General features: G+C 43.1%; 23 protein-coding genes. 5 read left to right on the top strand and 18 right to left on the bottom strand.

From position 1 onward, the window contains the following. Nucleotides 1-117: 117 nt before the first annotated feature. The 4 genes from OIT90_RS14850 to OIT90_RS14835 all read right to left on the bottom strand — a co-directional run bounded on the left by OIT90_RS14850 (nt 118) and on the right by OIT90_RS14835 (nt 5286). Nucleotides 118-2304, bottom strand: coding sequence for a DNA topoisomerase III (locus OIT90_RS14850; protein ID WP_144490744.1), 2187 nt, complete (start codon nt 2302-2304; stop codon nt 118-120). 72 nt (nt 2305-2376) lie between these two features. After that, a complete protein-coding gene (locus tag OIT90_RS14845) occupies nt 2377-3432 on the bottom strand; it encodes a tartrate dehydrogenase (RefSeq protein WP_041089156.1) in 1056 nt (351 codons plus the stop codon). A gap of 97 nt (nt 3433-3529) precedes the next feature. After that, on the bottom strand, nt 3530-4462 hold the full coding sequence (locus OIT90_RS14840; RefSeq protein ID WP_474892689.1) for a DMT family transporter: 933 nt from the start codon (nt 4460-4462) through the stop codon (nt 3530-3532). Then, nucleotides 4459-5286, bottom strand: coding sequence for an AraC family ligand binding domain-containing protein (locus OIT90_RS14835; protein WP_058837355.1), 828 nt, complete (start codon nt 5284-5286; stop codon nt 4459-4461). Before OIT90_RS14835 ends, OIT90_RS14840 begins: the two co-directional genes overlap by 4 nt. Nucleotides 5287-5440: 154 nt before the next feature. On the opposite strand from OIT90_RS14835, the gene OIT90_RS14830 reads away from it, so the two are divergent. Both OIT90_RS14830 and OIT90_RS14825 read left to right on the top strand, forming a co-directional pair. Then, a complete protein-coding gene (locus OIT90_RS14830; protein ID WP_041089325.1) occupies nt 5441-6115 on the top strand; it encodes a GntR family transcriptional regulator in 675 nt (224 codons plus the stop codon). Between the two features lie 129 nt (nt 6116-6244). Then, complete coding sequence (locus OIT90_RS14825; protein WP_474892688.1) at nt 6245-6541, top strand: DUF3817 domain-containing protein; 297 nt, start codon at nt 6245-6247, stop codon at nt 6539-6541. Nucleotides 6542-6572: 31 nt separating this feature from the next. On the opposite strand, the gene OIT90_RS14820 is transcribed toward OIT90_RS14825, so the two are convergent. Continuing rightward, nucleotides 6573-8822, bottom strand: coding sequence for a hypothetical protein (locus OIT90_RS14820; protein WP_247544593.1), 2250 nt, complete (start codon nt 8820-8822; stop codon nt 6573-6575). Nucleotides 8823-9212: 390 nt separating this feature from the next. Here OIT90_RS14820 and OIT90_RS14815 point away from each other — a divergent pair, with 390 nt between their 5' ends. Then, nucleotides 9213-9395 carry a hypothetical protein gene (locus OIT90_RS14815; RefSeq protein ID WP_041089145.1) on the top strand — a complete coding sequence of 61 codons (183 nt, stop codon included), beginning with the start codon at nt 9213-9215 and terminating at the stop codon, nt 9393-9395. Between the two features lie 620 nt (nt 9396-10015). On the opposite strand, the gene OIT90_RS14810 is transcribed toward OIT90_RS14815, so the two are convergent. Together OIT90_RS14810 and OIT90_RS14805 are read right to left on the bottom strand one after the other, a co-directional pair. Further along, on the bottom strand, nt 10016-10438 hold the full coding sequence (locus tag OIT90_RS14810) for a pyridoxamine 5'-phosphate oxidase family protein (protein ID WP_039176603.1): 423 nt from the start codon (nt 10436-10438) through the stop codon (nt 10016-10018). 293 nt (nt 10439-10731) lie between these two features. After that, the gene (locus OIT90_RS14805; RefSeq protein ID WP_024425561.1) at nt 10732-11601 is read right to left on the bottom strand and encodes an SDR family oxidoreductase; all 870 of its coding nucleotides are present in this window, start codon (nt 11599-11601) and stop codon (nt 10732-10734) included. A gap of 129 nt (nt 11602-11730) precedes the next feature. Between OIT90_RS14805 and OIT90_RS14800 the strand changes: the two genes are divergently transcribed. After that, on the top strand, nt 11731-12369 hold the full coding sequence (locus OIT90_RS14800) for a class I SAM-dependent methyltransferase (RefSeq protein ID WP_228280297.1): 639 nt from the start codon (nt 11731-11733) through the stop codon (nt 12367-12369). A gap of 20 nt (nt 12370-12389) precedes the next feature. Here OIT90_RS14800 and OIT90_RS14795 read toward each other — a convergent pair whose 3' ends face one another. The 3 genes from OIT90_RS14795 to OIT90_RS14785 all read right to left on the bottom strand — a co-directional run bounded on the left by OIT90_RS14795 (nt 12390) and on the right by OIT90_RS14785 (nt 16411). Next, the gene (locus tag OIT90_RS14795) at nt 12390-14477 is read right to left on the bottom strand and encodes a BglG family transcription antiterminator (protein ID WP_144491733.1); all 2088 of its coding nucleotides are present in this window, start codon (nt 14475-14477) and stop codon (nt 12390-12392) included. 129 nt (nt 14478-14606) lie between these two features. Then, nucleotides 14607-15689 (bottom strand): C45 family autoproteolytic acyltransferase/hydolase, encoded by a 1083-nt coding sequence (locus OIT90_RS14790; RefSeq protein ID WP_474892687.1) that lies wholly within the window; start codon nt 15687-15689, stop codon nt 14607-14609. An 89-nt stretch (nt 15690-15778) separates the two neighbouring features. After that, nucleotides 15779-16411 (bottom strand): GDSL-type esterase/lipase family protein, encoded by a 633-nt coding sequence (locus tag OIT90_RS14785; protein WP_474892686.1) that lies wholly within the window; start codon nt 16409-16411, stop codon nt 15779-15781. Nucleotides 16412-16817: 406 nt separating this feature from the next. Here OIT90_RS14785 and OIT90_RS14780 point away from each other — a divergent pair, with 406 nt between their 5' ends. Then, complete coding sequence (locus OIT90_RS14780) at nt 16818-17453, top strand: FMN-dependent NADH-azoreductase (protein ID WP_024720223.1); 636 nt, start codon at nt 16818-16820, stop codon at nt 17451-17453. A 34-nt stretch (nt 17454-17487) separates the two neighbouring features. Here OIT90_RS14780 and OIT90_RS14775 read toward each other — a convergent pair whose 3' ends face one another. The 8 genes from OIT90_RS14775 to OIT90_RS14740 form a co-directional block, all read right to left on the bottom strand. After that, nucleotides 17488-18261 (bottom strand): IclR family transcriptional regulator, encoded by a 774-nt coding sequence (locus OIT90_RS14775; RefSeq protein ID WP_059376019.1) that lies wholly within the window; start codon nt 18259-18261, stop codon nt 17488-17490. After that, nucleotides 18245-19291, bottom strand: a complete 1047-nt coding sequence (locus OIT90_RS14770; protein WP_474892685.1) for a 5-oxoprolinase subunit C family protein — start codon at nt 19289-19291, stop codon at nt 18245-18247. The genes OIT90_RS14775 and OIT90_RS14770 overlap by 17 nt, the downstream gene beginning before the upstream one ends. Further along, a complete protein-coding gene (gene pxpB, locus OIT90_RS14765; RefSeq protein ID WP_474892684.1) occupies nt 19288-20034 on the bottom strand; it encodes a 5-oxoprolinase subunit PxpB in 747 nt (248 codons plus the stop codon). Before pxpB ends, OIT90_RS14770 begins: the two co-directional genes overlap by 4 nt. Before the next feature lie 18 nt (nt 20035-20052). After that, the gene (locus OIT90_RS14760) at nt 20053-20844 is read right to left on the bottom strand and encodes a putative hydro-lyase (protein ID WP_058837341.1); all 792 of its coding nucleotides are present in this window, start codon (nt 20842-20844) and stop codon (nt 20053-20055) included. Between the two features lie 5 nt (nt 20845-20849). Continuing rightward, nucleotides 20850-22067 (bottom strand): NRAMP family divalent metal transporter, encoded by a 1218-nt coding sequence (locus OIT90_RS14755; protein ID WP_058837340.1) that lies wholly within the window; start codon nt 22065-22067, stop codon nt 20850-20852. A gap of 26 nt (nt 22068-22093) precedes the next feature. Next, nucleotides 22094-22852, bottom strand: coding sequence for a LamB/YcsF family protein (locus OIT90_RS14750; protein WP_041089118.1), 759 nt, complete (start codon nt 22850-22852; stop codon nt 22094-22096). A 181-nt stretch (nt 22853-23033) separates the two neighbouring features. Beyond that, complete coding sequence (locus OIT90_RS14745; RefSeq protein WP_474892683.1) at nt 23034-23789, bottom strand: Cof-type HAD-IIB family hydrolase; 756 nt, start codon at nt 23787-23789, stop codon at nt 23034-23036. A 127-nt stretch (nt 23790-23916) separates the two neighbouring features. Continuing rightward, nucleotides 23917-24186, bottom strand: coding sequence for an excalibur calcium-binding domain-containing protein (locus OIT90_RS14740; protein WP_080769491.1), 270 nt, complete (start codon nt 24184-24186; stop codon nt 23917-23919). Nucleotides 24187-24279: the final 93 nt, after the last annotated feature.

Here is a 24279-nt window from a genome sequence, read left to right as displayed (position 1 = left end):
TTTTATACCAAATTACGAGTCTTTTTGCATACATATTCCCATTTTCAGAAAAACCATATGCCGATATACTTGATTGCACAGAAAAACCCATGCATTTCAGCATGGGTTTATATACTACTATTGATCTAATTTTAATTTCTTTAATTGCTCAGCCAGTGCGTTATTGATTGGTTCTTCCACTTTCTTTTGTTTCTTCATATATTTTGACACATCGTGCTTACTGGCTTTCTTTTGATTGGATTGTGATTTGCGTTTTTCGAAAACAGACAGTTTTTCTCTATGGCCGCACACACAAGCAAAGATTTTGCCATCACCTTCTCCACGCAGCTCGAGCTTTTTATGACAGTTCGGGCAGCGTGCGTTTGTTTTCTTCGCTACATTTTTACGGTGGCCGCATTCTCGGTCTTGGCACACGAGCATTGTGCCATGTTTTCCGTTCACTTTCAGCATAAGTTTTCCGCAGTCAGGACAATGGGTGCCAGTGACATTGTCATGCTTAAAGGTTTGATTCGTTTGTTTGATTTCAGATACGGCTTGTTTTGCATAGGACTTCATTTCACTCATGAATTGAGAAGCCTTCAGCTGTCCTTTTGCGATTTTAGAAAGCTTTTGTTCCCATTCCGCTGTTAACGCAGGTGACTTTAAGTCTTCAGGCACTAAGGAAAGCAGCTGTTTCCCTTTCGATGTGATGAAAATGTCTTTGCCCTTTTTCTCGATTAAGAAGCTGTTGAACAGTTTTTCAATGATATCGGCTCTTGTGGCCACTGTTCCTAGTCCGCCTGTTTCACCGAGGGTTTTCACTAAGTCCTTTTCCTGATTTTGCATAAATGCCGCTGGGTTCTCCATAGCAGATAGCAGAGTTGCTTCATTAAAACGGGCAGGAGGTTTCGTTTCTCCATTTGTTTCTTTCAGCTGGCGTACTTCAAGTGACTGCCCTTCTGAGAGCAGCGGCAGATGCTGATCTGCTTCGGCTGATTCCTCGTCTTCATAGGAATCATCATACACGGCTTTCCAGCCGGCTGATTGTACGGTTTTTCCTTTTGCCGTGAACGTTTCACTGCCTATCTTGGCAATCACCGTTGTTTCCTCGTATTCAAAAGGATTCATCAGTACAGCAAGGAATCGTTTGGCAATAAGATCATATAATTTACGCTCTTTATCACTTAGTGCACCAGGATACAGCTCTTCCTCGGTTGGAATGATCGCATGGTGATCTGACACTTTTGCATCGTTGACGAAGCCTTTGTGCGCTTTCACGCCTGATTGTAAAATGCGGTTCACATGCTGTGCGTACGGTCTGACGTTCATTCCTTTTAAACGATCTTTTAATGTAGGAACGATATCCGCTGAAATAAATCTTGAATCTGTACGCGGATATGTCACAAGCTTATGCTGCTCATACAATCGCTGAAGCGTAGACAAGGTTTCTTTTGCTGAGAAGCCGTAGCGTTTATGTGCATCACGCTGCAATTCAGTCAGGTCATACAGCCCTGGAGCAAAAGCTTTTTTCGCTGTTTTTTTCAATGCATCGATCACTGCTGGTTTTCCTTTGCAGCCTGCCAAACGCTCTTTTATGACATTCTCTTGGAATGTGCGGTTTTGCTTTGTTTTGGCATCCTGCCATGTCAACGTAAGCCCATCTACTTGTGCAGTCATTCCATAGAACGGCTTCGGCTGAAATTGCTGAATGTCTTCTTCTCGTTTATTGATCATGGCAATCGTTGGTGTTTGTACCCGTCCGCAGGAAAGCTGTGCATTGAACTTGGTCGTCAGCGCTCTTGTTGCGTTGATCCCTACAATCCAGTCTGCCTCTGCACGTGCAACAGCCGAGCGATACAGATTATCATATTCTCTGCCATCTTTTAATCGTTTGAAGCCTTCTTGGATGGCTTTGTCCGTAACAGATGAGATCCATAGTCGTTTCAGTGGCTTTTTCACATGCGCTTTTTCAAGAATCCATCTTGCGACTAGCTCCCCTTCACGTCCAGCATCTGTTGCGATGACAATGTCTTTTACATCTTTTCTTGCAAGCTGCGCTTTCACTGCTTGAAATTGTTTGCCTGTCTTTTTCATGACGACAAGCTTGAGCGGCTCTGGAATGATCGGCAAATCCTCTAAACGCCAGGATTGAAATTCTTTTCCGTAGCCTTCTGGATCAGCCAGTGTGACCAAATGGCCAAGAGCCCACGTCACAATGTATTGATCTCCTTCTAAAAAACCATTTCCTTTTTTATGACACTTCAGTACACGTGCTAAGTCACGTCCTACTGAAGGTTTCTCTGCTAATACAACTGTTTTTGACACTAGATTTCACATCTCTTTCTTCTATCCATCCTTTTATTATAGCAGACGTGGAGATGCGGTTCTAATGACGGATTATTTCTTCAAGCGCTTGATGATTTCGTTGGTGATTTCTTGTGTTTGATAGGCTCCGCCGATGTCTGCTGTTAAAAAGCCGTCTGCTGTGACTGACTCGATGATTTCGAGGAGGTGTGTGCCCAGTTCTTCTTCTCCGAAATGATCAAGCATGAGTTTAGCCGTCCAAATTTGACCGATTGGGTTGGCAATCCCTTTTCCTGCAATGTCTGGGGCTGATCCGTGTACAGGCTCAAACATGGACGGATATTTGCCATTCACATTGATGTTGGCAGCAGGCGCTACGCCAATACTTCCCATAATGGCGGCTCCAAGATCAGTCAAAATATCGCCAAATAAATTACTGGCGACAATCACATCGAATTTCTCAGGTCTTGTTACAAAGAAGGCTGAGAGTGCATCAATGTGCTGTGAGTCTGCTGTCACCTCTGGATAATCCTTTGCTACGTCTTGAAACACTTCATCCCAAAATGGCATTGTATGAACAATTCCATTCGATTTGGTTGCACTTGTCACATGCTTTCTTCTCTTTTTTGCTAATTGAAAGGCAAAACGCATGGCTCGCTCTGTCCCTTTTCTGGAGAAAACAGCATTTTGAATGGCAAGCTGATCTTCTCCTTGATAGATACGGCCCCCAATTTCACTATATTCACCTTCACCGTTTTCTCTTACAACAAGAAGATCGAAATCCTTTGGCTGAGCAAGCGGTGAGCGAATGCCGCTCAGCTGTTTTGCAGGTCTAACGTTGATCACCTGCTCAAATTCACGTCTAATTTTAATGAGCAATCCCCAAAGTGATACATGATCCGGCACTAAATTGGCATCTCCGACGGCCCCTAAGAAAATGCTGTCAAAGGCTTTTAGTTGTTCCAATCCATCCTTTGGCATCATTTCGCCATGCTCTAAATAATATTCACAGCTCCACGGAAAATCCTGAAAGGTGAAAGACAGACCGCCATGCACCTCTGATATCGCTTTCAAAACTCGGATGGCTTCAGGTACAACTTCCTTTCCAACTCCGTCTCCTGGTATCGCTGCAATTGAAACATGCTTCATTGATTTTTCCCCCTTTGTCATCGGTCGACCGTCGACCGTTTAATTTGAGTTTACTAAAGAGTGCCTGTTCTTACAATGGACAAAAGACGCTTTTTGATCAAAGCGCCTTTTTATCCTGCACCAGTATCGGGGACTTCTGTTTCTTTCTTCCCGCACCTTTTTTATCTGAAAGCAGCAAACCTCCTAAGGTCAGTACCGTTCCTAGTGCCGACATGAAGGTCAGACTCTCGTGAAGAACGATCATTGAAATGATCATCGTGATAATGGGCACTCCATAAATATACACACTTGATTTCACCACACCGATCGTCTTCACGGAAAAACTCCATGTCAGAAAACAAATAGCAGATGCAAAGACGCCTAAAAACAGCAAGTGGAAGGCAAACGATGGATTCGTGAACCGCTCCCAGTCTAAACGAATCTTAAAATGCCAGATCAGCGGAATCATCCATAGCAGCCCGTAAAAGAAGACACGTCTTGTCACCTGAATAATATGGTAGCCATATTGATTGATCATTTTCGATAAAATGGAATAAAATGCCCAGACGATGGTAGCCATAAATGCTAAAGCATCACCGAGCGGATTCAATTGGAACGTCGTCATCCCATTAAAGCTAATCAGTACAATTCCCATCATCGCGATGAAAAAGCCTATGAAAAAGCGGCTGTGCAGCGGCTCATCTTTTAATAAAAAATAAGACAATAGAAAAGAGAAAAATGGGACAACGGAGCTGATGGCACCTGCATTCGAAGCGAACGTATAAGTAAGTGCAACATTTTCTAAAAAATAGTATAAGACCACACCGCATAACCCTGCGAGCGCAAACATCCCTTCATGCTTTCTACGCTGCACCTTCATGGTGACTGGATAAATGATCATCAGGGTAAGGTACCCAAGGAAAAAACGAAAAAATAAAATCTCTGTTGGAGAAAAAGCCGTTAATAATATTTTGGTTGATATAAAGGTAGATCCCCATAAAAAAATGGTGAACATGGCTGCTATATGACCAAGAAGCTGTTTATTTTTCATTTTGCTGTTACCTGCTTTTCAAAAATTTGCTGATACTGCCCTGGCGTAAGCCCAATAAATTCCGAAAAGAAATGAGTCAAATGACTTTGATCAGAAAATCCAGCGGCAGCAGCTACATCTATTGGCTTCATTCCTTGGGCGAGTAGTTCCTTCGCATAGTTCACCCTGATTGTCTGTAAATAACGATACGGCGTAATTCCTCTGAACTTTGTAAAAGCACGCAGCAATGAATATTTGTTCATGGACACGAGCTCACCTAAGTCATCTAACGATATATTTTCCGTGAGATGTGTTTCAATATATTGCTGTACGTCTTGGACTTTTTGTTCATTGGCATTGGCATTGGCTGCTGATGCTTTTTCCTCTGGTATATCAGAATAGGTTTCGATCAACTGCTTCATCAAAAAGTAAAAGGCTTCCTGTTTATTCAAAGCAGGAGCTTCTTCTGTGATCATTTGATGAAGATCATATAATTGCTTTGCTAGTTCACTTTGTGAAACCACAGGGGCTTTAAAATGCGGCTTGTGCTGAAAGATCTTCTCCAGCAACTCTGGTTCAATATTTAAGCTGCGATAATCTAGCGGCTTGTGATCAAATTGTTCACATCCGTGATTATCGTACGGATTGAAAAGAAGGATATCTCCTTTTCCAATGATGTATTCTTGATTTTGGCAGAACATACGTCTTTGACCGCCTTCAATAAATCCAATCACATAGTATGTATGAAAATGTTTTGGGAACTTTTTGATGATGGCATGAAAGCGATACGCCTCTATTTGCAAGTCCTGGTCAAAATGGACTGTTCGTTCCTCTAATGTTCTCATGTCGATCCCCTCTTTTCACTGAACTCATCATTAGTGTAGCACACCCTTTTTCTCTTGGATTGTACGATATTGACTTTTCGATGCAGGCTTGCCTAGAGGGAAAAACTTGGATAACATGAGACAAAAGATGATGTACAAAAGAGGGAATGATGGGATGAATTCATTCGAGATGGAAAGACCAACACCGTATCACATGCAATTTTATGAACAGCTGAAGCAAATGATTTTTGATGGCCAGTTTCAGCCAGGAGAGCGCATCAATGAAACACAGCTTGCCAAGCAATTTGGCGTAAGCCGTTCACCTGTAAGAGAGGCGATGAGGCTGTTAGAAAAAGACGAGCTTTTAATCGCGGATCATCGATCAGGCTATTCAGTCTATACGTTAACAGAAAAAGATGTCGAGGAGCTCTATCAAATTCGGGTTGCCTTAGAAACACTTGCTGTTGAGCTTGCCTGTAAGGAAGCCACGCAAAGAGAAATGGATGAAATTGAGCAGGTTCTCACGGAGGCGGACGAAGCGATCAAGCAGGAGCTGCCATCTAAAGAGATCGTCCAGTTACATGAATCCTTTCACCAAAAAATCATTTTGGCGAGTCACAATGACCGTTTATCCAAACAATTGAATCACGTGAATGCACTCATTCACTATTGTCGCATCTTCCATTTTAGCGGCGGCACTCGTGCTGAAACCATTCAAAGAGAGCATGCAGCGATCTATTCTGAAATAAAAAAGCGCCGCTCCACAGAAGCGGTTCAAGCAATGACGGAGCATTTATTACATGATGTGATGCACTTAAAGCAAGTACTCTCTGAAACAAACAAACAGTAAAGGACTTTTCCCATTTTTTAAGCAATCCATGAACATATTTTGAATTTTTCGTAGATTTCAGCATGCCCAGACGATCTTTCGTTTATATTAGAAGATGAGAAACTAGCTTTTATACAGGAGGATTTGTATATGCATACAAGTATTAGCCGTCTGCGACAGGCGGGTTTTATTGAGGGTATGTCTCTTTTAACCCTTCTTTTAATTGCCATGCCTCTAAAATATTTTGCGGATATTCCGATGGCAGTCACCATTGTAGGCTCTATTCACGGCGCATTGTTTGTCATCTATATGCTCATTTTGGCATATGTGACATTTAAAGTTCGCTGGCATTTGAAATGGTCCATCGCCGGTTTTTTTGCGGCATTCATTCCTTTCGGCAATTTCGCCTACGATAAGGTGCTCCGCCAATATGATACAAAAGCTTAATAGAAAAAGCGTTCCTAAAAGGAACGCTTTTTTATATTGATGCATATTTCACAATGGCTGCTTGACGCGTCATATCGTGATATGCCACCCATAATTCATCACCAGGCAAGACACTGGTGATTGGATCGATTGGCTGTTTCACTTCATACATCATGCCATTTCTCTCAACTTGAATGATTGCTAACGGCAGATTGCCGATGACGCCAGCAAATTCGACATTGGTCACTTTTGCACTTCCTTGTTTCTCTTGCATAAGGCTCATTTCTCTATCCAGCTCTTCTTTCTTTGTCTGGATCGTGATTTGAGTGCCCACTGCGACCTGCATATGATCAGGGATGAACTGGCTGACCGTTTTGGTGATGGACTGATCTCCGTTTGACACTGTCACATCCAGCTGAATAGGCTTTTGTTCATGGATGGCAATTGGATATTGCTTCACACGCTGGATGGTTCCAGTTAACGTCATATCTTTCCCCGATCGATTCCGAACTTCATAGCCATAGGCAGCCATTTTCAGCTGGCCATTGATGTCGACGAGATCGGCTTTTTCTCCTGTTCTAAATTCAAAACCAGCGGCTTGAATCATCGGAATGATATACGTTTTCTGATCTAATTCAAATGTGAGTGATAAGACGGTGCCCCGTCCTACGGTTCCATATGATTCTATATTTCTTAAAACAGCGCCTTTGATGAACTTTGGCTCACTTGGCTGCGAGACGTCACCCTCTTTTAAAAGCATTGCCTTTTGCTTCTTCGGATCATAGTGAATGGCAATAGGCTGGCCTGGCTGTGGTATCTGGGTGTAGGATACAACCGTTTTAACCGTCTTTTCTATACTTTGCCCCTCATATTCAAATTGAAGCCGCATGCTGACAACTGGCTGTTCGTTGATATAGGTGCCCGTTTCTTTCACGGACACAATATAGGCTTGTAATGTGACACTGTCCTTTATCTTGTTTCTTCTCACCAGTCTCAAAATCGGCGGCAGGAAGATCGCTAGCACAAATAATAACAGTGGGATCAAGATCCATATCGCCCAGTTGAGAATGAGCGGTCCGCCCTTCATTACATATTGCATAAAGGTATCAACAGACGTTTGGTGGGCTGGACTGGCGTTTTCAATTGAGATGACCTTTTGCAAAGGAAATTCCTTTAGCTCTTTGCTTTTCGTCTCAAATGCACCCGTTAATTGATTGTCAAATGAATAATAGAGCCAATCGCTCTTCACATTTTTATTGAAAGAGAGCCCTTCTCTTTGTAAAGATTCATATGAAAGCGACTGCAAAAGCTTGCTGGCAGACGTCGCCTTATTCGTGCGATGGTTATAAATATAACCAGTCAGTTTGCCTTTTGCTTCGTCCTTTGCTGTAGAGCCTGCAATCAACACTTCTTCCTCATTAAGCTGGTACACATACGTTTGGTAAATTGGTTTTGGTGTTGGAACGACTTCTCCAAGTCTTCCTTCTGCATTCACTTTCCTTGCCCTTTTTGGATATTCCGATTCCACGGCGACAGCAAAGTTTTGTGATGATCCGATCGTTTTTTGCAGCCTCTGCTCAACTGTATCTTCCACAAGGCTGAACGGTTCAGCGTTTTTGGAGACATAAACCCCAAGCTGATGCTTCTCGTTTGAGATTCCGCTGACATACGCCTTCTGGTCATTTTTCAAAGTTACTTCAAATATAGGAATTGGCGTCTGTCCTCTAAAGGAATTCATGACAACATCCATGGAGACGGGTCTTGCTGGCAGCTTTAGCTCGTTCAGATTATGCATATGAAACTGACCGTTCTTTAGCTCACCGATGACTGCAGCGGCACCGTCCATTTCTCCTGTAAATACAAGTCGTCCATTCCATTGGTATGTATTCGTTTTTAAAAATGAGGGAATCTGCAGGTTATTTTGAACGAGCTCTTTCTTTTCTCCGCTTGGTGTTAATTTCTCAATCAACAGCTGCCCGTCTTTATTCTTTAAAGCAAGCAAGAGATTGTTTCCTTGAATGGATGGCAGCATTTCATTAAACGAATCACTTTCTGTGGTCCATTCACTCATTCTTTTCCCTGATTGAGGATCAACCATTGCAAAATGGAGCTGCTGGTCTTTTGATACAGCACTCACCACTCGTTTGCCTTCATCAAATGTGAACATTCCTTTGACGTTATTCTCTGTTACTTTCCCTTCTGACAAATCATCTTGATAATGGTTCCACACCAAGACACTGAGAATGATTGCTGGAATAAAGAAGACAATATATCTGAGGAAGATGACTGGTATTCTTTTCACTTGATCGCTTCCTTTCATGAGGTTCCTTTAACTTATACGTCAGTACAGCGAAAATGTTTCACGCTAGAAGAATACCATCAAAGCCTCTGAAATCCATATTTTACAAACTTTGTTGTTTACGATAAAATCCAATCAGATTCAAAAAAGGAGTTCTCTCATTGGATAAGCTATCATCAATCATTCTAGCGGCGTGGCTGCGTGTCCCTCGCTGGTTCAAGCAATGGGTACTCGTATCCATTTCCATTTTCTTTTTTTATATGTGTTTTGTAAAGGGGCTGACTAGCTGGCACACCTTGCCGCCTAGCACTTTGCTCTCATGTGTGATAGGTTCCTTCATCATTTGGCTGATGTGGCTTAAGGGTCAAAAAAATAAGTGAAAAGAGGAAAAAGATGAAAAAATTAATTCTATATTTTGCGATCTCTTTTGTTCTGCAATTCGTTTGGTTTGGTCTTGTGCACCCAAATAGAGGCGTGACACTGCTGGATATGTTCATGTTTTCTATTTTGTTTGCAGTGATGTTCTTTTTTATTGAACGGATTTGGCGGTATCAGAAGAAAGGACAAAGGAAATGATCATGAAGCCCGCTTTATTCACTCTGATCATCTGTGCATTCATTGGTCTGCTACTAGTGTCGAACCCTTTTGGAGCGGACGCGATGCGATTGGTTTCTATCTCCATCTTCCCTTTTCTTGGGCTCATTGGTTTTGGGGTCCTCTTGTTTAACCAAATGAAAAAGGCTGCCAAATAGATGGCAGCCTGTTACTTACTCTTTTCATGCAAATAAATAATCAATGTTTAATCTCCGTTACGGAGTGTATGAATTAAGATTCGATCATATCAGTGTGTCATATGTGTTCCGAGTGAACCTACGTTTGAAAGTAAACGCCATGGAAGTTCTGGATAACAAGACAACGAAAGCCCTACCTCTCATTCGTCCTTACGGCTCCGAAGCCGTGCCAGTGTGAATTGTAAATCAAAACGTCTTTTTTCCATTCTTCCGCTTATATAGGGGGGCGGGTGCAGAAGGAAAAGAATAAGTTTGTTCGCTTTGACAGCGTCTCGTTCTTATCAAGTAGAAGCTCTATTGCTTCTCATTGTGTCATAGAAAAAAGAAAGTTTACTTTCTTTATTTATTTGCTTATTTCAACACTTAATATCAAACTATAACACATTCCCCCTGATTACGCAAGTGTTAAAGTGATAATTCTGCTGGTGTACGGCTTCCTTCATTCATATAACGAATGGAGGTTGGATCAATTTTCAGAATCACTAGATTCGGGTCATCTTTTCCTTTAAACCATTTCTCCATCTCATCAGACCAAAGGCGGTCGATCAGTTCCGGATCATCGGTTAATGTTGCGGTACCTGCAATTTCTGCATAAGTATCACCAAATCCTTCGCCTGAATATCCAATGAGAATATGAACATTTGGATTTTTTTCAATTTCATCTGCTTTATGTGTTTCTTTACTCGTTGGTGTATATAACGTCAGATCTTCATGGAAAAACGTCATGTAGCGAGTATGCGGCTTATCCTGTTCAACAGTCGCCAATGTTCCGACCTTTTGTTCATCTAATAGGTTTAATACCTTCTGTTTTAATTCTTCTTGAGACATATCATTTCACTCCTTCAAAATTTCATCCGTATTCTTAGGTTTCCACGACGGCCCATTCATTAAACAAAGAAATGTGTTTTTCATAAAAAGAGACCTTCTGGCTGATGCTATAGAAAACAGGTTCAATGAAGGGAGAAGTTGAACATGCATCATGAAACGATGTTCCATTTGAGTTCACTTGTCATTGCGGCAGTTGTTGTGGGCATTATCGTATGGTCTGTCACATCTGTGCAGAAGAATCGCAAGAAATACTAAAAACACCGCCCAATCAAAGCTGGGCGGTGCCGCGTAGATCATGTATTCATAAAGGAACCGCCATTGACGTGAAGTGTCTGTCCTGTCATATAAGACGATTCGTCAGAAGCCAGCAGCACAAAGCAGCCGACATGCTCTACAGGCTGTCCTGGTCTTCCCATCGGGGTTTCTGCCCCGAAGCTTTCCACACTGTCTTCATCAAATGTAGATGGAATGAGCGGTGTCCAAATTGGACCTGGCGCTACACCGTTTACCCGAATCCCATCTTTCACAAGTGATTGTGCCATAGAACGCGTAAAGCCGTTAATTGCTCCTTTTGTCGCCGTATAATCAATCAGCACTGGGTTACCTCGATATGGGTTAATTGATGTTGTGTTAATAATGGAGCTTCCCGGTTTTAAATAATCCAGTGCCTTTTTCGTAAAATAGAAATAGGAATAGAAGTTGGTTCTAAAGGTTTGGTGAAGCTGTTCACTTGAAATATCTTGAATACGTTCTTGCGGATGCTGTTCAGCCGCATTATTTACTAAAATATCTAATTGTCCAAAGGCTTCAACTGTTTTTTCTACTGCTTTCTCGCAAAAGGCTTCGTCACCGACATCTCCTGCAATCGTTAAGCATTTGACGCCTTCCTGTTCTACACGTTTTTGCGTATCTTCTGCATCCTCATGTTCATTTAAATACACAATGGCGACATGTGCTCCTTCTTTTGCATAGGCAACAGATACTGCCCGTCCGATTCCACTATCTCCGCCTGTAATCAGTGCCACTTTTCCTTTTAGCTTGCCAGAACCTTGATATGATTCATCCTCAAAGATCGGCGCTGGATTCATTTCTCTTTCACTGCCTGGCTGCTGATCCTGCGTTTGGCGCGGAATGCCATTTGTTAAATATTCACGTAAATCCATGTGTAAGCTCCTCCTTGATTTGTTGATGTATCCTTTCATTACCACCTCATTTTTCCACTCAAACATCATGAAGCTGTACAGATGTGTTCCCGAAAATCAACATGTTTGAATAGGAGAAAAATCGGTTACATGATCATCAAAAAGGAGCGTTCTCACATGCTGTCTACCATTTCAAAAACTTTTAGCAGACCAAAAGGCTGGCTCGGAAGCATCGCTGGATTCATTATGGCAAATGAAAATAAATCATTGAATCAGTGGGCCATCCGCCACTTAGATCTGACAGATGGTGAAAACATTTTGGAGATTGGCTATGGACCCGGCTACAGCATCAAACATATGCTCAAGCATTATCAAGATCTTCACATTGATGGGCTGGATGCTTCTTCAACCATGCAGGAGCAAGCACAGTCCCGCGTCAGCAAACGAGCAAAAGACAAACAGGTCCGATTGTATGTCGGAAAAATCGAGAAAACACGCCTTCCCGGAGAGCAGTATGACAAAGTGCTGTCTGTTAACAATTTTACAATTTGGGATGATCCAAAGACGGGCTTACTCAATCTTTACCACACCTTGAAACCAGGCGGAACACTCGTTATTGTCATGCAGCCAAGAGAAAAAGGAGCTGACGCCAACCGGACAAAAGAGATGGGTGAAAGCATATTAAATGACATGCAGTTTGCAGGGTTTGACCCATTTTCTATTGAGTATGAAGAAATTCGTCCTACCCTTGCTGTCTGTGTCACAGCAAAAAAGCCGAGAAGCGACTAAGCTCTCGGCCTTTTTCTTACTTACCACTTTGCCTCTTTGACAAATTGATAGAAAAGCTGATGTAATTTCTGTTCAATGTCTTCCTTTGTCCCTTGTCCATAAAGCGCCATGCTTTCTTCACTTTCAATGATGGATGAACTGATCAGACTAAACATTTCTGACCCTTCCTTGCCAAGCTCTTGCGGCGCCAGCATCATGAGCATTCGTGACATCTGCTGCTGCCCGCCATCCATGCTTTTAACCTCGTATGCTTGATCAAGATCATAAATATGAAAGATTGGTTCCTTGATGAATGCATGCTTTAAATGATAAAGAGCAAATTCAGTACCAGGTATGCCTAAGCCGCCTTGCTGTTCACGTTCCAAAAGGCCGCTCGCTACATCATCCGCATGTATGATAAGCCCTTCCTCTTCAAGCTGACGAAGCAGCTGACTGATGGTTTCATCATGCTTCGGCATCGTCTTTCTTTTTTCAATGGTAAAACGGGACAGGATGCTGCGAATCACAAACATATAATTCGTCACCTGCTCTGCAACCGTCATCATATTAACGGTTTCTTGCACCAATTCTTTGGGAGATTCTTTTGTTCTTTTTTTCTCGATGATATAAGGAATCTTCCGTTTAATATGAGCCTTCACACGCATGGCATCATCCTCGTTTAGGAGGGGGCTGACCATAATGTAATCGATATGCTCATATGGTATCGGAACGGTCGAGACAATCATGTCATAGCTCGATGCATCGATTTCCTTTAGCTCTATCAAAGAGGATAGATCGAATTTGGCGATCTCCGGCAATTCTTTTTTCAACCGGGAGGCGAGCATTTTTGAGGAACCGATTCCGCTTGAGCAAACAACAAGCGCATGAATTTTTGTTTCTTCTTTTTTGATTTCAAGCACTGAGCCAAAGTGAAGCACAATAAAGGCGATTTCATCCTCTGGAAATTCAATCTCAGGAAAGAAGCGCTCGACTCCTTCTTCAATCGCCATAAACAGCAAAAAGTAGTCTTTTTTAATTTGTTGTGTGAGCGGATTATAGATTCTCATCTTTTCCTTTAGACGGTTCATGGCAGGTTCGAGATGAGATACGAGTCCCTCATACAATGAATCATTTTCATTAAGATGATAGCCGGTTTTATTTGAAATAAAATCAATGAGCTTTTTCGTTCTCAGCGCGATATCCAGCTCGATTTCATCAATACGGTATTCTGCCCCAAAGCTGCGATTTGCACTGCGAAGGTGGATGGTCATATATCCGACCTCCGCTTCAGGGATCTCCACATTAAACATGCGTTCAAGCGCTCTTGCCATTCGGAGTGATGATTCAAATTCCTTCGTCCGCTTTAATTCCAGCAGCTCTTCCTCTTCCATTCGAATGGTTTCCCCAAGCTGAATACGTTCGATGGCATAGGTTAAGTGAACAACAAGTGCAATATAGGCACTATCAGATAAGGAAAGTGACAGTCGATCTTTCAAATGAAAGAGCAGTCTTTCTACCTTGAGCAGCTGACCTCTGCTGACAACGCCAAACACCTTTTCCGTTGCTTTCGTTCGATGTTTGATATTCATTTCAATCGTTTCTAAAAACAATTGAATGTCGAGCCGGTCAACAATGAGATTGCCGACAATTTTCCGTTTTGCTTCCTCCGGCCCTTTTAATTCAATGCCGTACCCGCGCTTGCGGATAAGCTGCAAACCGTATGGAGCAATCCACTCCGTCAGTTCATCTAAATCATAGCTGATCGTCGCATTTGTTACCTGCAAGTCAGCTGCGAGTGTGTATAATTTCACCGGTTCCTTCGCTTCAAGCAGCGCACATAGGATTAAGAGCTTTCGTTCATCCGAGCTATATTCAATTTGATCCTCACTTGACATATGAGCAAGAAGCCGCTGTTTATCCTCCTGTTCGCCAACTGCCTTTAAGCCTTTTCCCGGCTGTTTATCTAATGAAAGATGATAATCTTTCAAAATTGGTTTAATAGATTTTAGTTCTCTATGGATCGTTCTTGTACTCACCTGAACAGAATCGGCTATCTCACGAATGGTGACATAACGATTTTGCTGAATGATGTATTTAATGACTTTCTGTTCTCGTGCCGTTATGTACATGAAATGCCTCCTTCTGTATAAATAGGTCTATTGTCACACCTTAATATAAAACGCTTTCAACGAGCGATGCAATCTTAAGTTGATCTGAATTTGGCACAGCGGCTGTGACAAAATATAAACAAGGGATCATTAGACGCTTCTCCAAAATGACGGTCCATAATCCTTTTGATGAAATTGTACCTTTTGTTCATGAAAATGCAGTGAACTACCGGCTTTTAAAGAATAAGACGGATTGTACACCGGAGAACCAAAGCAATAATCAATCGTGCCTTCTTCCGGACGGAACATGACGGTTCGCATCGTTCCAAACAGCTCCTCATAATTGTGCACAGTTAGACCATCAGGATATTCTGTCTGAAATAGCTTCACAAGAGAATCATTTGATCGTTGTTCTTTTAAAGCCTCCATTAACATATCGTATCTGACAATAGAATGATGTTTGGTCATCCCTTTTGCTGTTTGATCAGCTACCGGATGATTCGTTGCGGCAATATAACCTGTCTCCGGTCTTCTCACCCTTTTTTGACCATCGATGATTTCTATTACAGCCGCCTCTCCTTTTCGATCCGCAAGCATGATATGAACATTTGAAGCAACGGGCATTTCCTGGATTGAGCGAATGGCTTCCTCGACCGTTTGACAGGATTCCAGAACAGAGCGAATCACATGATACACCTGCAAACCGGCGACTGCTGGAGGCTTTAAACCGGGTTCATTGCCAACCGGCGGACCGCAAGCGGAGAAAGTCACAGCAAGACCATGCTCATTCATTCCATCAGATCTGCCAAACAAGAGCAGCGACGAACCTGTATGACATGCCAAGCCTTTCACATGTGTCGTCACAAGACGCATATCATCAAAAATCGGGGAGAAATCATAGTTACGAAGCATGACCGTTTGTTGACCGGCTGCCATATTCCCCTGCCTCACACAATGGGAACAGCCTGGCTGAAGATGTGATGAATAGAAAAAGGTCAAATAACGCTCATCTAATTGCATTTCATCACAAAACCCAGCAATCTCTTCATCTAATTGAGGAAGAAAAGGACGGATCAGCTGCTTCGTTTCCTTCACAGCCTGTTGTGTTACCGGTTCTGTTCGAATATATTGTGTCTGCAGTTGCTGGTTCTCCTTCAACCAGAGAGCCTGCTGTTTTCCTACTTCATAAGCCGTTCCTGTCATCTTTTGAAAAAACGCATTGATCTCCTCCATGCCTGCACACCTCTTTCGCCTTCGTTTCTTTTATCATATCGAAACCGTCATTTATTGAAAAGGATGAAAAAAACTGCAATCCCACCGGATTACAGCTGTTTACAGTATTGTTGATACAATGCTTCTGCCATTGCATCATACCCCTTAGGATTTGGATGAAATTGATCAATCGATAAGTAAGCTCTTTCATGCCCTTCAAACGCTTTGTATACATCCACAACTTCTACATGTGGATTCGCAGCAAGCAAACGAAGTTGTTGATTATATTGTTGAAGCCACCGCCCGGCTATTGGTATTTGTGGAAAAGGATTATATAAATTCATGAGATATACGCAATAGGGCTCATGCTGCCCTCTTTTGATCTGAGCAATTTCTTGAATCATCTTGCTAAAATTCGCCTGGCAATGCATGACCGCTTGCAGCAGTTTCTTTTCATCTTCACCTTCTTCATACTGCTGAACAGCTTGAACAAGGTCATTTCCACAGCCTGTGATGGTGATGATGTCAGCAGCTGCAATGGCACGTCTCACCTCAGACCGTTTGAAGAGCTGTAAAATCTCATCGGTCGTTAACCCTGACTTTGCAAATACAGACAGCTCGACCGGTGCATGCGTCTTTTTTTCAAGCATCCATCGAAACCGCTGAGTAAATCCTCCGCCAAATAAACGTGCCCCCACCCCAACTGTTAAGGAATCCCCAATCGCAACATAGGATCGTCCCACTCTTATCCCTCACTCTCTCCTGCCTTCTCTTATATATACGAATTTGGAGAACAGATGCTTGTAGCAGATGACTTAGGGGCATCCATCTTTTTTTGAGCTGCAGCGCCTTTACAAACTCTTTACTTGCGGTATTGAACGATTTTTTGTTCAATAAGAGTAGGTTTTTTGCGCTGAAATCTGCGTGTTTAAGTGTTCCAGAAAAATTTACAAACTTTTTATCTTGATTTCGAGACTTTATATCTTGACTTCAAACTACAATGTGATTACAATGAAAATATCAGTTTTTATGTAACTGTGCTTGTTACATCTTTTTCATAGCATTCCAATATGATTAAAGATGCCACATATTCAGCGTACCTTTGGGATACGCTAAAAAAATAACCGAAACAGAAAGGATTGAATGAACATGGCAAAAGTTTTATACATCACTGCACATCCGCATGATGAAACAGTTTCTTACAGTATGGCTACTGCTAAGGCATTTATCGAATCTTATAAGGAAGCAAACCCAAGTGACGAGGTTGTACATATCGATTTGTACAAAGAAAACATTCCTCACATTGATGCAGATGTATTCGCTGGCTGGGGCAAACTTCAATCTGGTGCTGGCTTCGATACACTTTCAGCTGAAGAGCAAGCAAAAGTTGCTCGTCTAAACGAATTAAGCGATCAATTCGTTTCTGCTGACAAATATGTATTTGTTTCACCACTTTGGAACTTCTCATTCCCACCAGTTCTTAAAGCATACATCGACTCTGTTGCTGTAGCTGGTAAAACATTCAAATACACTGAGCAAGGTCCTGTTGGTTTATTAACAGACAAAAAAGCTCTTCACATCCAAGCACGTGGTGGATACTACACTGAAGGTCCTGCTGCTGAACTTGAAGCAGGTCACCGTTACCTTGGTACAATTGCGAACTTCTTCGGAATTCCTTCTTTCGAAGGTCTTATCGTTGAAGGTCACAATGCTGAGCCTGCGAAAGCAGAGCAAATTAAAGCAGATGCAATCGAACGTGCAAAAGCTTTAGGAAAAACTTTCTAATAACTGCACCCAAAAAAGCCAATGATCTTGACGGTCATTGGCTTTTTATTTGTTCGGATGAAAAGCCTAATTCTCTCGAAATATCACTGGCGGCTTTTTTCACCTGTTGAATTAAGTAAGGCAGGCGTTCTTTTTGATAGCCCGCTTCAAATCCTGCAATGCTAATACCTGCTGCCACTTCCCCCAGATGATTGAAAATAGGAGCTCCAATGGCCGCTGTATAGTTTTCAAGCTCAGAATAACTTAACGTATATCCCCGCGCATTTGATTCTTCCAGCATGTTTCTTAGAACCTCTTTGTCTGTAATAGTCCCAATTCCGATCTTCCCCAGCTCAATTGAGTCAATATAGGCAAGTCTTTCGCTCTCTGGCAAAAAGGAAAGAATACTTCTCGCACAGGCACCCGCATATAGGGGGGAACGTCTACCGACGGCGGTGTAGAGACGAACAGGCTGCGTACCTTCTATCTTTTCCACGTAAATGGCTTCGTCACCCTCGCGAACAATGAGCTGTACAGCTTCTCCTACTTCATCCCGTAAGCTTTCCATAAATGGTCTTGCAATTCTTCGAATATCAAGGCGGTCCGCCACAAGCTGACCGTATTCAAGGAACATTAAGCCTAATCGATAAGCACCTGTTTCTTGCTTTTCTAACAGTCCCATATCGGCTAATGAGCTCGCCATGCGATGGACAGATGTTTTCGGCATACCAGATAGCTCGATCATTTCATTTAATGTTAATTGATCGTGAGCAATAAACAGCCGCAAAATCTCCATTGATTTCACAACCGTTTTATTTGTGTTTTGCATCTTCTTCACCTTTTCTAAACGAGAATGCTTCCAGCTTGATTCTTGCGGTAAGCTCCCTCAGTTCTGCTTCTTGTTTAAATAACGCCTGCTCTGCATCCCGATGATCTATTTGTTCAAAATACAGCTTTGCTCCAGGCATCGCCTGTGCAATAAGCGGCAAATCTACAGTCGCTACTTCTCCAATACGCGGGTATCCGCCTGTCGTTTGCCGATCTGCCAGCAGAATAATCGGCTGGCCATCGGGTGGGATTTGAATAGATCCAAAGGCGACCGCTTCTGAGATCAATTCCAGCTTTTCTTTTAAATGAACCGGCTCCCCCTTCAGCCGGCAGCCCATACGATCTGATTGAGGTGTGACCTGATAAGGCTGCTCAAAAAATGCAGTTTGAGATGTTTCTTGAAAATGAGAAAAATGCCTCCCTGCCAGCACACGAATCACTGGCGATTTCCGCAGCGGCAAAAAATAATCGTGACTCACTGTCCAATCTGGTGCGCCGTATCCCGCCTGATTCACTTTATTTTTTAGCCTATCAAACAAATGATCCGCTACGATAGAAGGCTCTCCAATGGGCAGAACGTCGCCTTTTTCAAGAGGACGTCCTTTCAGTCCACCGATCCCCGCTCTTACATAGGTGCTTTTGCTCTGCATGACTGGCTCTACATCAAATCCACCTGCCACAGCAAGATAAACGCGGCAGCCTCTCTTACAAAGACCAAAGGTGATCGTGCTTCCTGATCGGACAAAGAGCGGCTTCCATAAAGGTGCCCGCTCTCCGTCAATATCAATCTCTACATCAGCACCAGTGACTGCAATGAGCTGATCCTTCTCACATGTGAGCACAGGACCCGGCCCCATCAACGTGACTTCCAGTACGGCTTCGTTTTCTTGGTTGCCAGTGAGAATGTTGGCGATTCTAAGTGAAAGCGGGTCCATGCCGCCGCTCGTTAAGACGCCATACTTTTGATAGCCTTGCCGCCCTTTATCTTGAATGGTTGTGTACATCCCTGGCTTGATGACATGAATACTCAACGTTCTGCCTCCTTCATGCTGAAAAATTCCTTTTCAGACATTTGGACAAATCTGACCTCGTCCCCTGCTTTCAATAGACTCGGAATTTCCTCGTCTGGGCGAAAAAGCAGCAGCGGGGTTTGTCCAATGAGCTGCCAGCCCCCTGGTGTGGAAATTGGATAAACGCCTGTCTGCTTTCCCGCAATACCAACAGAGCCTTTTGGAATGGACATCCTTGGTGTTTCTCTGCGTGGTGCCGCGATCTTTTCAGACAGCCCGCCTAAAAACGGAAACCCTGGGGCAAATCCAATCATATAGACAAGATACGTCCCGGCAGTGTGAATACGTACGACTTCCTCTGGCGTTAAACCATTGATACGGGCAACCTCTTCTAAATCAGGGCCCAGCGCTCCCCCGTAACAGACTGGAATATCCACAATGCGGCGCTTTACCTGAACTCCCTCCTGCCATTTGTCTTCAAGAAGTTGTTCAATATAGCCTTTGACCCATTCGTACGGAGACAGATCTTGTGTTTGAAGCTGGGCCGATTGATGAACGGTATAAGGCTCGTAAAAAACAGTCACGTTTGTAAAGGCTTGAACCGCTTCTACATAACCTTCAAATGGGTGCTGTTCAATACATGCAAACAGCTGCTCAACACGTGCATGAATCTCTTCATGTATGTCAGCTCCAGCTTGGATGACGATCGCTGCATCTCCCAGCGGGTGGTAGGTGATGGAATCTTTTATTGTTGAAAAAGCCACTTGAGGACACCTCTCTTTCTACAGTACACCGAGCTTTTGATCTCTTCGATCTGTGATGAACATATGCCCAGGTGCATGAGTGATCGCAATGTCGGGTTTTGTATGCATGACAATGGCTTGCGGCGTCACACCACATGCCCAAAACACCGGGACTTCTCCTTCTTTGATCACAGATGGTTCTCCAAAGTCAGGCTGGTTCACATCGGAAATACCAATCACCGCTGGGTCCCCTATATGGATCGGGCCGCCATGGACTGATGGAAATCGAGATGTCACTTGAACACTTCTTGTGACCTGATGCGCCGGAATGGGTCTCATGCTGACCACCATTGGGCCATGAAAGACTCCTGCTTTTTCACAAGCTATATTCGTTTGATACATGGGTACGTTATGACCGTCTTCAATATGGCGGACAGGGATGTCATTCAGCATAAGCGCGTGCTCAAACGTAAAACTGCATCCAATGAGAAAGGCAACCATATCATCCTCCCAATAAGCAGAGATATCTGTAACCTCTTCTTCAAGAATCCCTTTTCGGTAAATACGGTACTTAGGAAAGTCAGTACGAATATCCGCTTGAGGCGCCGACCGTCTTGGCACTGGATCACCCGGGTCCAGTACATCAAGCAAGGGACATGCAGCCGGATTCCGCTGACAAAATAAAAGAAAATCAAAGGCAAGTTCCTTTTTGACAATCATTAAATTGGCTTGAGCAAACCCCTCAGCAAAGCCAGCCGTTGGTCCTGTGATCTTTTTTTCGCGAATCAATTCTCTAATTTGTGAAGGTTCATATGTTTGGTAAGTATTCATCTGAATCAGCTCCATAGTTTCGGGATTTCATTGATGATGGTATAACCGCCCATTATCGCCATGATGACCACAACAAATGCACCTGACACCGTCAAAAAGAAAGGATGGCGATAATTTCCGACAATGTCTTTCTTATAAGCCGCAACAAGTAATGTGCCAAGAGCGAGCGGCAAAATCAATGCATTGATCGCTCCAACTAATATCAAGATGTTCACAGGTCTTCCGATCGTGATAAAACAAAGGGTTGAAAGAGCAATAAAACCAATGATAATGCCACGCTGGTTTTGCTCAATTTTTGGCGAGAAGGTTTTGAAGAAAGAAACAGATGTGTATGCTGCTCCAATGACGGATGTAATCGCCGCAGCCCACATAATAATCCCGAACATTTTATATCCGATATTTCCTGAAGCTAATTGAAAAACAGAGGCAGGCGGGTTGGATGGATCTATCTGCAAGCCTTTTGAAACAACTCCTAATGTGGCAAGAAAGAGTGCTACACGCATGACAGAAGTAATTAAGACACCGAAAATAGAGCTTTTCGTCACTTGCGGCAGTGCTTCCTTCCCCTTAATACCTGCATCCAGCAAGCGATGCCCACCAGCAAAGACGATATAGCCGCCTACTGTTCCGCCCACAAGTGTCACAATGGATAAAATATCAATCTTCTCTGGGACAAATGTTCTCACCGCCGCTTCTCCAATTGGCGGCGCTGTTGAAATCGCCACATACAGCATCAGGCCAATCATGACAAAGCCTGCTGCCTGTGTGAAACGGTCCATCGCTTTCCCAGCCTCTTTAATTACAAAGATGAGAATGGCAATCACAGCACTGATCCCTGCGCCAATTCGCGGATCGACACCGAAGATCACTTGAAAACCAAGACCAGCCCCAGCGATATTTCCGATGTTAAAGGCAAGTCCCCCAATGACAATCAAAAAGGCGAGCACATACCCGAGACCCGGGAGCACCATATTTGCAATATCCTGACCTCGTTTTTCTGACACGGCAATGATGCGCCATACATTTGTTTGTGCAAAAATATCTAATAAAATTGAGATCAAAATGACAAATCCAAAGCTAGCCGCAAGTTGCTGTGTGAAGACGGTCGTTTGTGTTAAAAATCCCGGTCCAATCGCGGACGTCGCCATTAAAAAGGCAGCGCCCATCAGCATAGACCGATTCCCCTTTGGTGCCTTCACGTGTTTGACTTTCTCTGTTTTCATGCTGTTTCCCCCTTTGATGACGATTTTTATTGAAAGGCCTTGAGATGGATGCCGGCTTCTTTTAGCTTTGCTGTAATGGTTTTTGCAAATTGAAGCGCATGGCTGCCGTCTCCGTGAATGCAGACCGTATCTGCTTTGAGCTCGATATCTTCCCCTTGAACTGTACGAACCTTGCCTTCTCGCACCATACGAACAACCTGCTGGACGGCCCGTTCATCCTCTTCAATGAGTGCATGTGGTTCGCGGCGCGATGTCAGCGTCCCGTCTGTTTGATACGTCCGATCAGAAAAAACTTCATGTGCCACTTGCAGACCTATCCGTTCACCTGCTAATGCTAGTTCACTCCCTGACAGACCAAATAACACAAGGTTTGGATCCACATCATACACAGCCTTCGCAATTGATTCAGATAATTCAGTATTTTTAGCCGCCATGTTGTAGAGGGCTCCGTGTGGTTTGACATGCTGCATTGTGCCGCCCTCGGCCTTGAGAAAGGCTGATAGAGCACCAATTTGATAGATGACAAGATCATAGGCTTCCTCTGCGGAGATAGCCATTGGACGTCTGCCAAAGCCGGCCAAATCTTGCAAACCAGGATGTGCACCAATTTTGACCCCTTTACCCAGTGCCATTCTGACTGTCTTTCTCATAACCGTTGGATCTCCTGCATGAAAACCGCAAGCAATGTTGGCTGAGGTGACATATTCTAAGATTTGTTCGTCTGCACCGATTGTGTATTGACCAAAGCTTTCTCCCAAATCACAGTTGATATCCACTTGATACATAGAAACCCTCCTTGTTGTTCCGAAATACGGAATATAAAGTCCGAATATTCGAATTTATACTGATTATACCAACTTTGCATAGACTGCACATGAAATTGGCAGAAAACATAACAATAGAACTAGAGAAAACAAAAAAAGCGAGAGGCAAAGTCCTCTCACTTTTTCTTGTATGAAATGCATTCTATTTAGACAGCACCCAATGTTGGATAGCCTTTGCAACGCCATGTTCTGTATTAGGAGCTGTAATCCAATCAGCGGCCTCTTTCACCACTTCCTGCGCATTTCCCATGGCAATGCCTAATCCGGCCTCTTGAATCATCGCCATATCATTGAGACTGTCGCCAAGTGACATGACGTTGTCCATCGTACAGCCAATGCGTTCTGCTACTTTTGCAAGAGCTGCCGCTTTGTTAATGCCGGCTGCATTGACTTCGATATTCGTTGGACTTGAGTTTGTGATTTCTAGATGCTTATTTGTTTTCAATGTATTGAGGACTTCCTCACGAACGTCATCATCATGAATATCAAAGCCAAATTTGAGCCATTCATGGTCATGAATTCGTTCTGGGAATTCACCTCTCCACACCTTATCCACAGTCGAAGCCCAGTAATCGGTTTCGTACCTATTTTTTAAATCCCACATCATTTGGACGTGATCAGGATGCAGCAGATCTCGTTCGATCAGCTGGAAGTTTGAATCCCAGATCTCACTTCCGTTTGCTGTCACAAGGTAAGAAGATAACTTGAGCGGCTCAACCAGCTCTCGGCATGTCATCAGTGTCCGTCCTGTGCTAATGACCACATGGACCCCTTTTGCTTCAGCTTTTTTAATCGCTTGTTTATTTTCCTCTGGAATGATGTGCTCACTGTTTAACAGCGTGCCATCCATATCAATGGCAATCAATCGGATGTCTTTCTTTTGAGCTTGTGTTGACAAATTGAGTACCCCACTTTGTATCGATTTTTGAAACTATCTTTATTTTAATATAAAGATGAAGCTGGCACAAAGGGACGAGTTTGATCCCATAGAAAAAAGACCTTGTGACAGGTCTTTTCACAGGTGCTTAGCGTTCACACGCAATGCCGTCTTTATCGCGGTCAAGCCGCATATTTTTTTGGTAAAGTGCTTTTGATACATAAGGCTTGTACTTTGTTTTTCCGCCTTTGTTTTTCGTGTTTTTACTTTTTGCTACGCCACCTTTATATACTTTGTTCAGCGCTTTGCAGTTTTTGTAAGACTTGACCGTTTTTGCATCTGCTGTGTGGGTGTCGACTTGTGTAAAGCTAAGTAAAAGACCTAAAGACAAGACAGCTACCATGATTTTTTTCAACATGTAAAATCCCCCTATTTTTTCTAATTTTACATTTTTATCATATGTCACCACTTTTTGTTTTTCAAGACTATTGAGCTAATTATTTTGATTTTT

It is taken from the genome of Bacillus sp. ABR (assembly GCF_056172715.1).
Note: the sequence above shows the minus strand (reverse complement) of the source record. Positions and strands in the feature narration are given on the sequence as shown.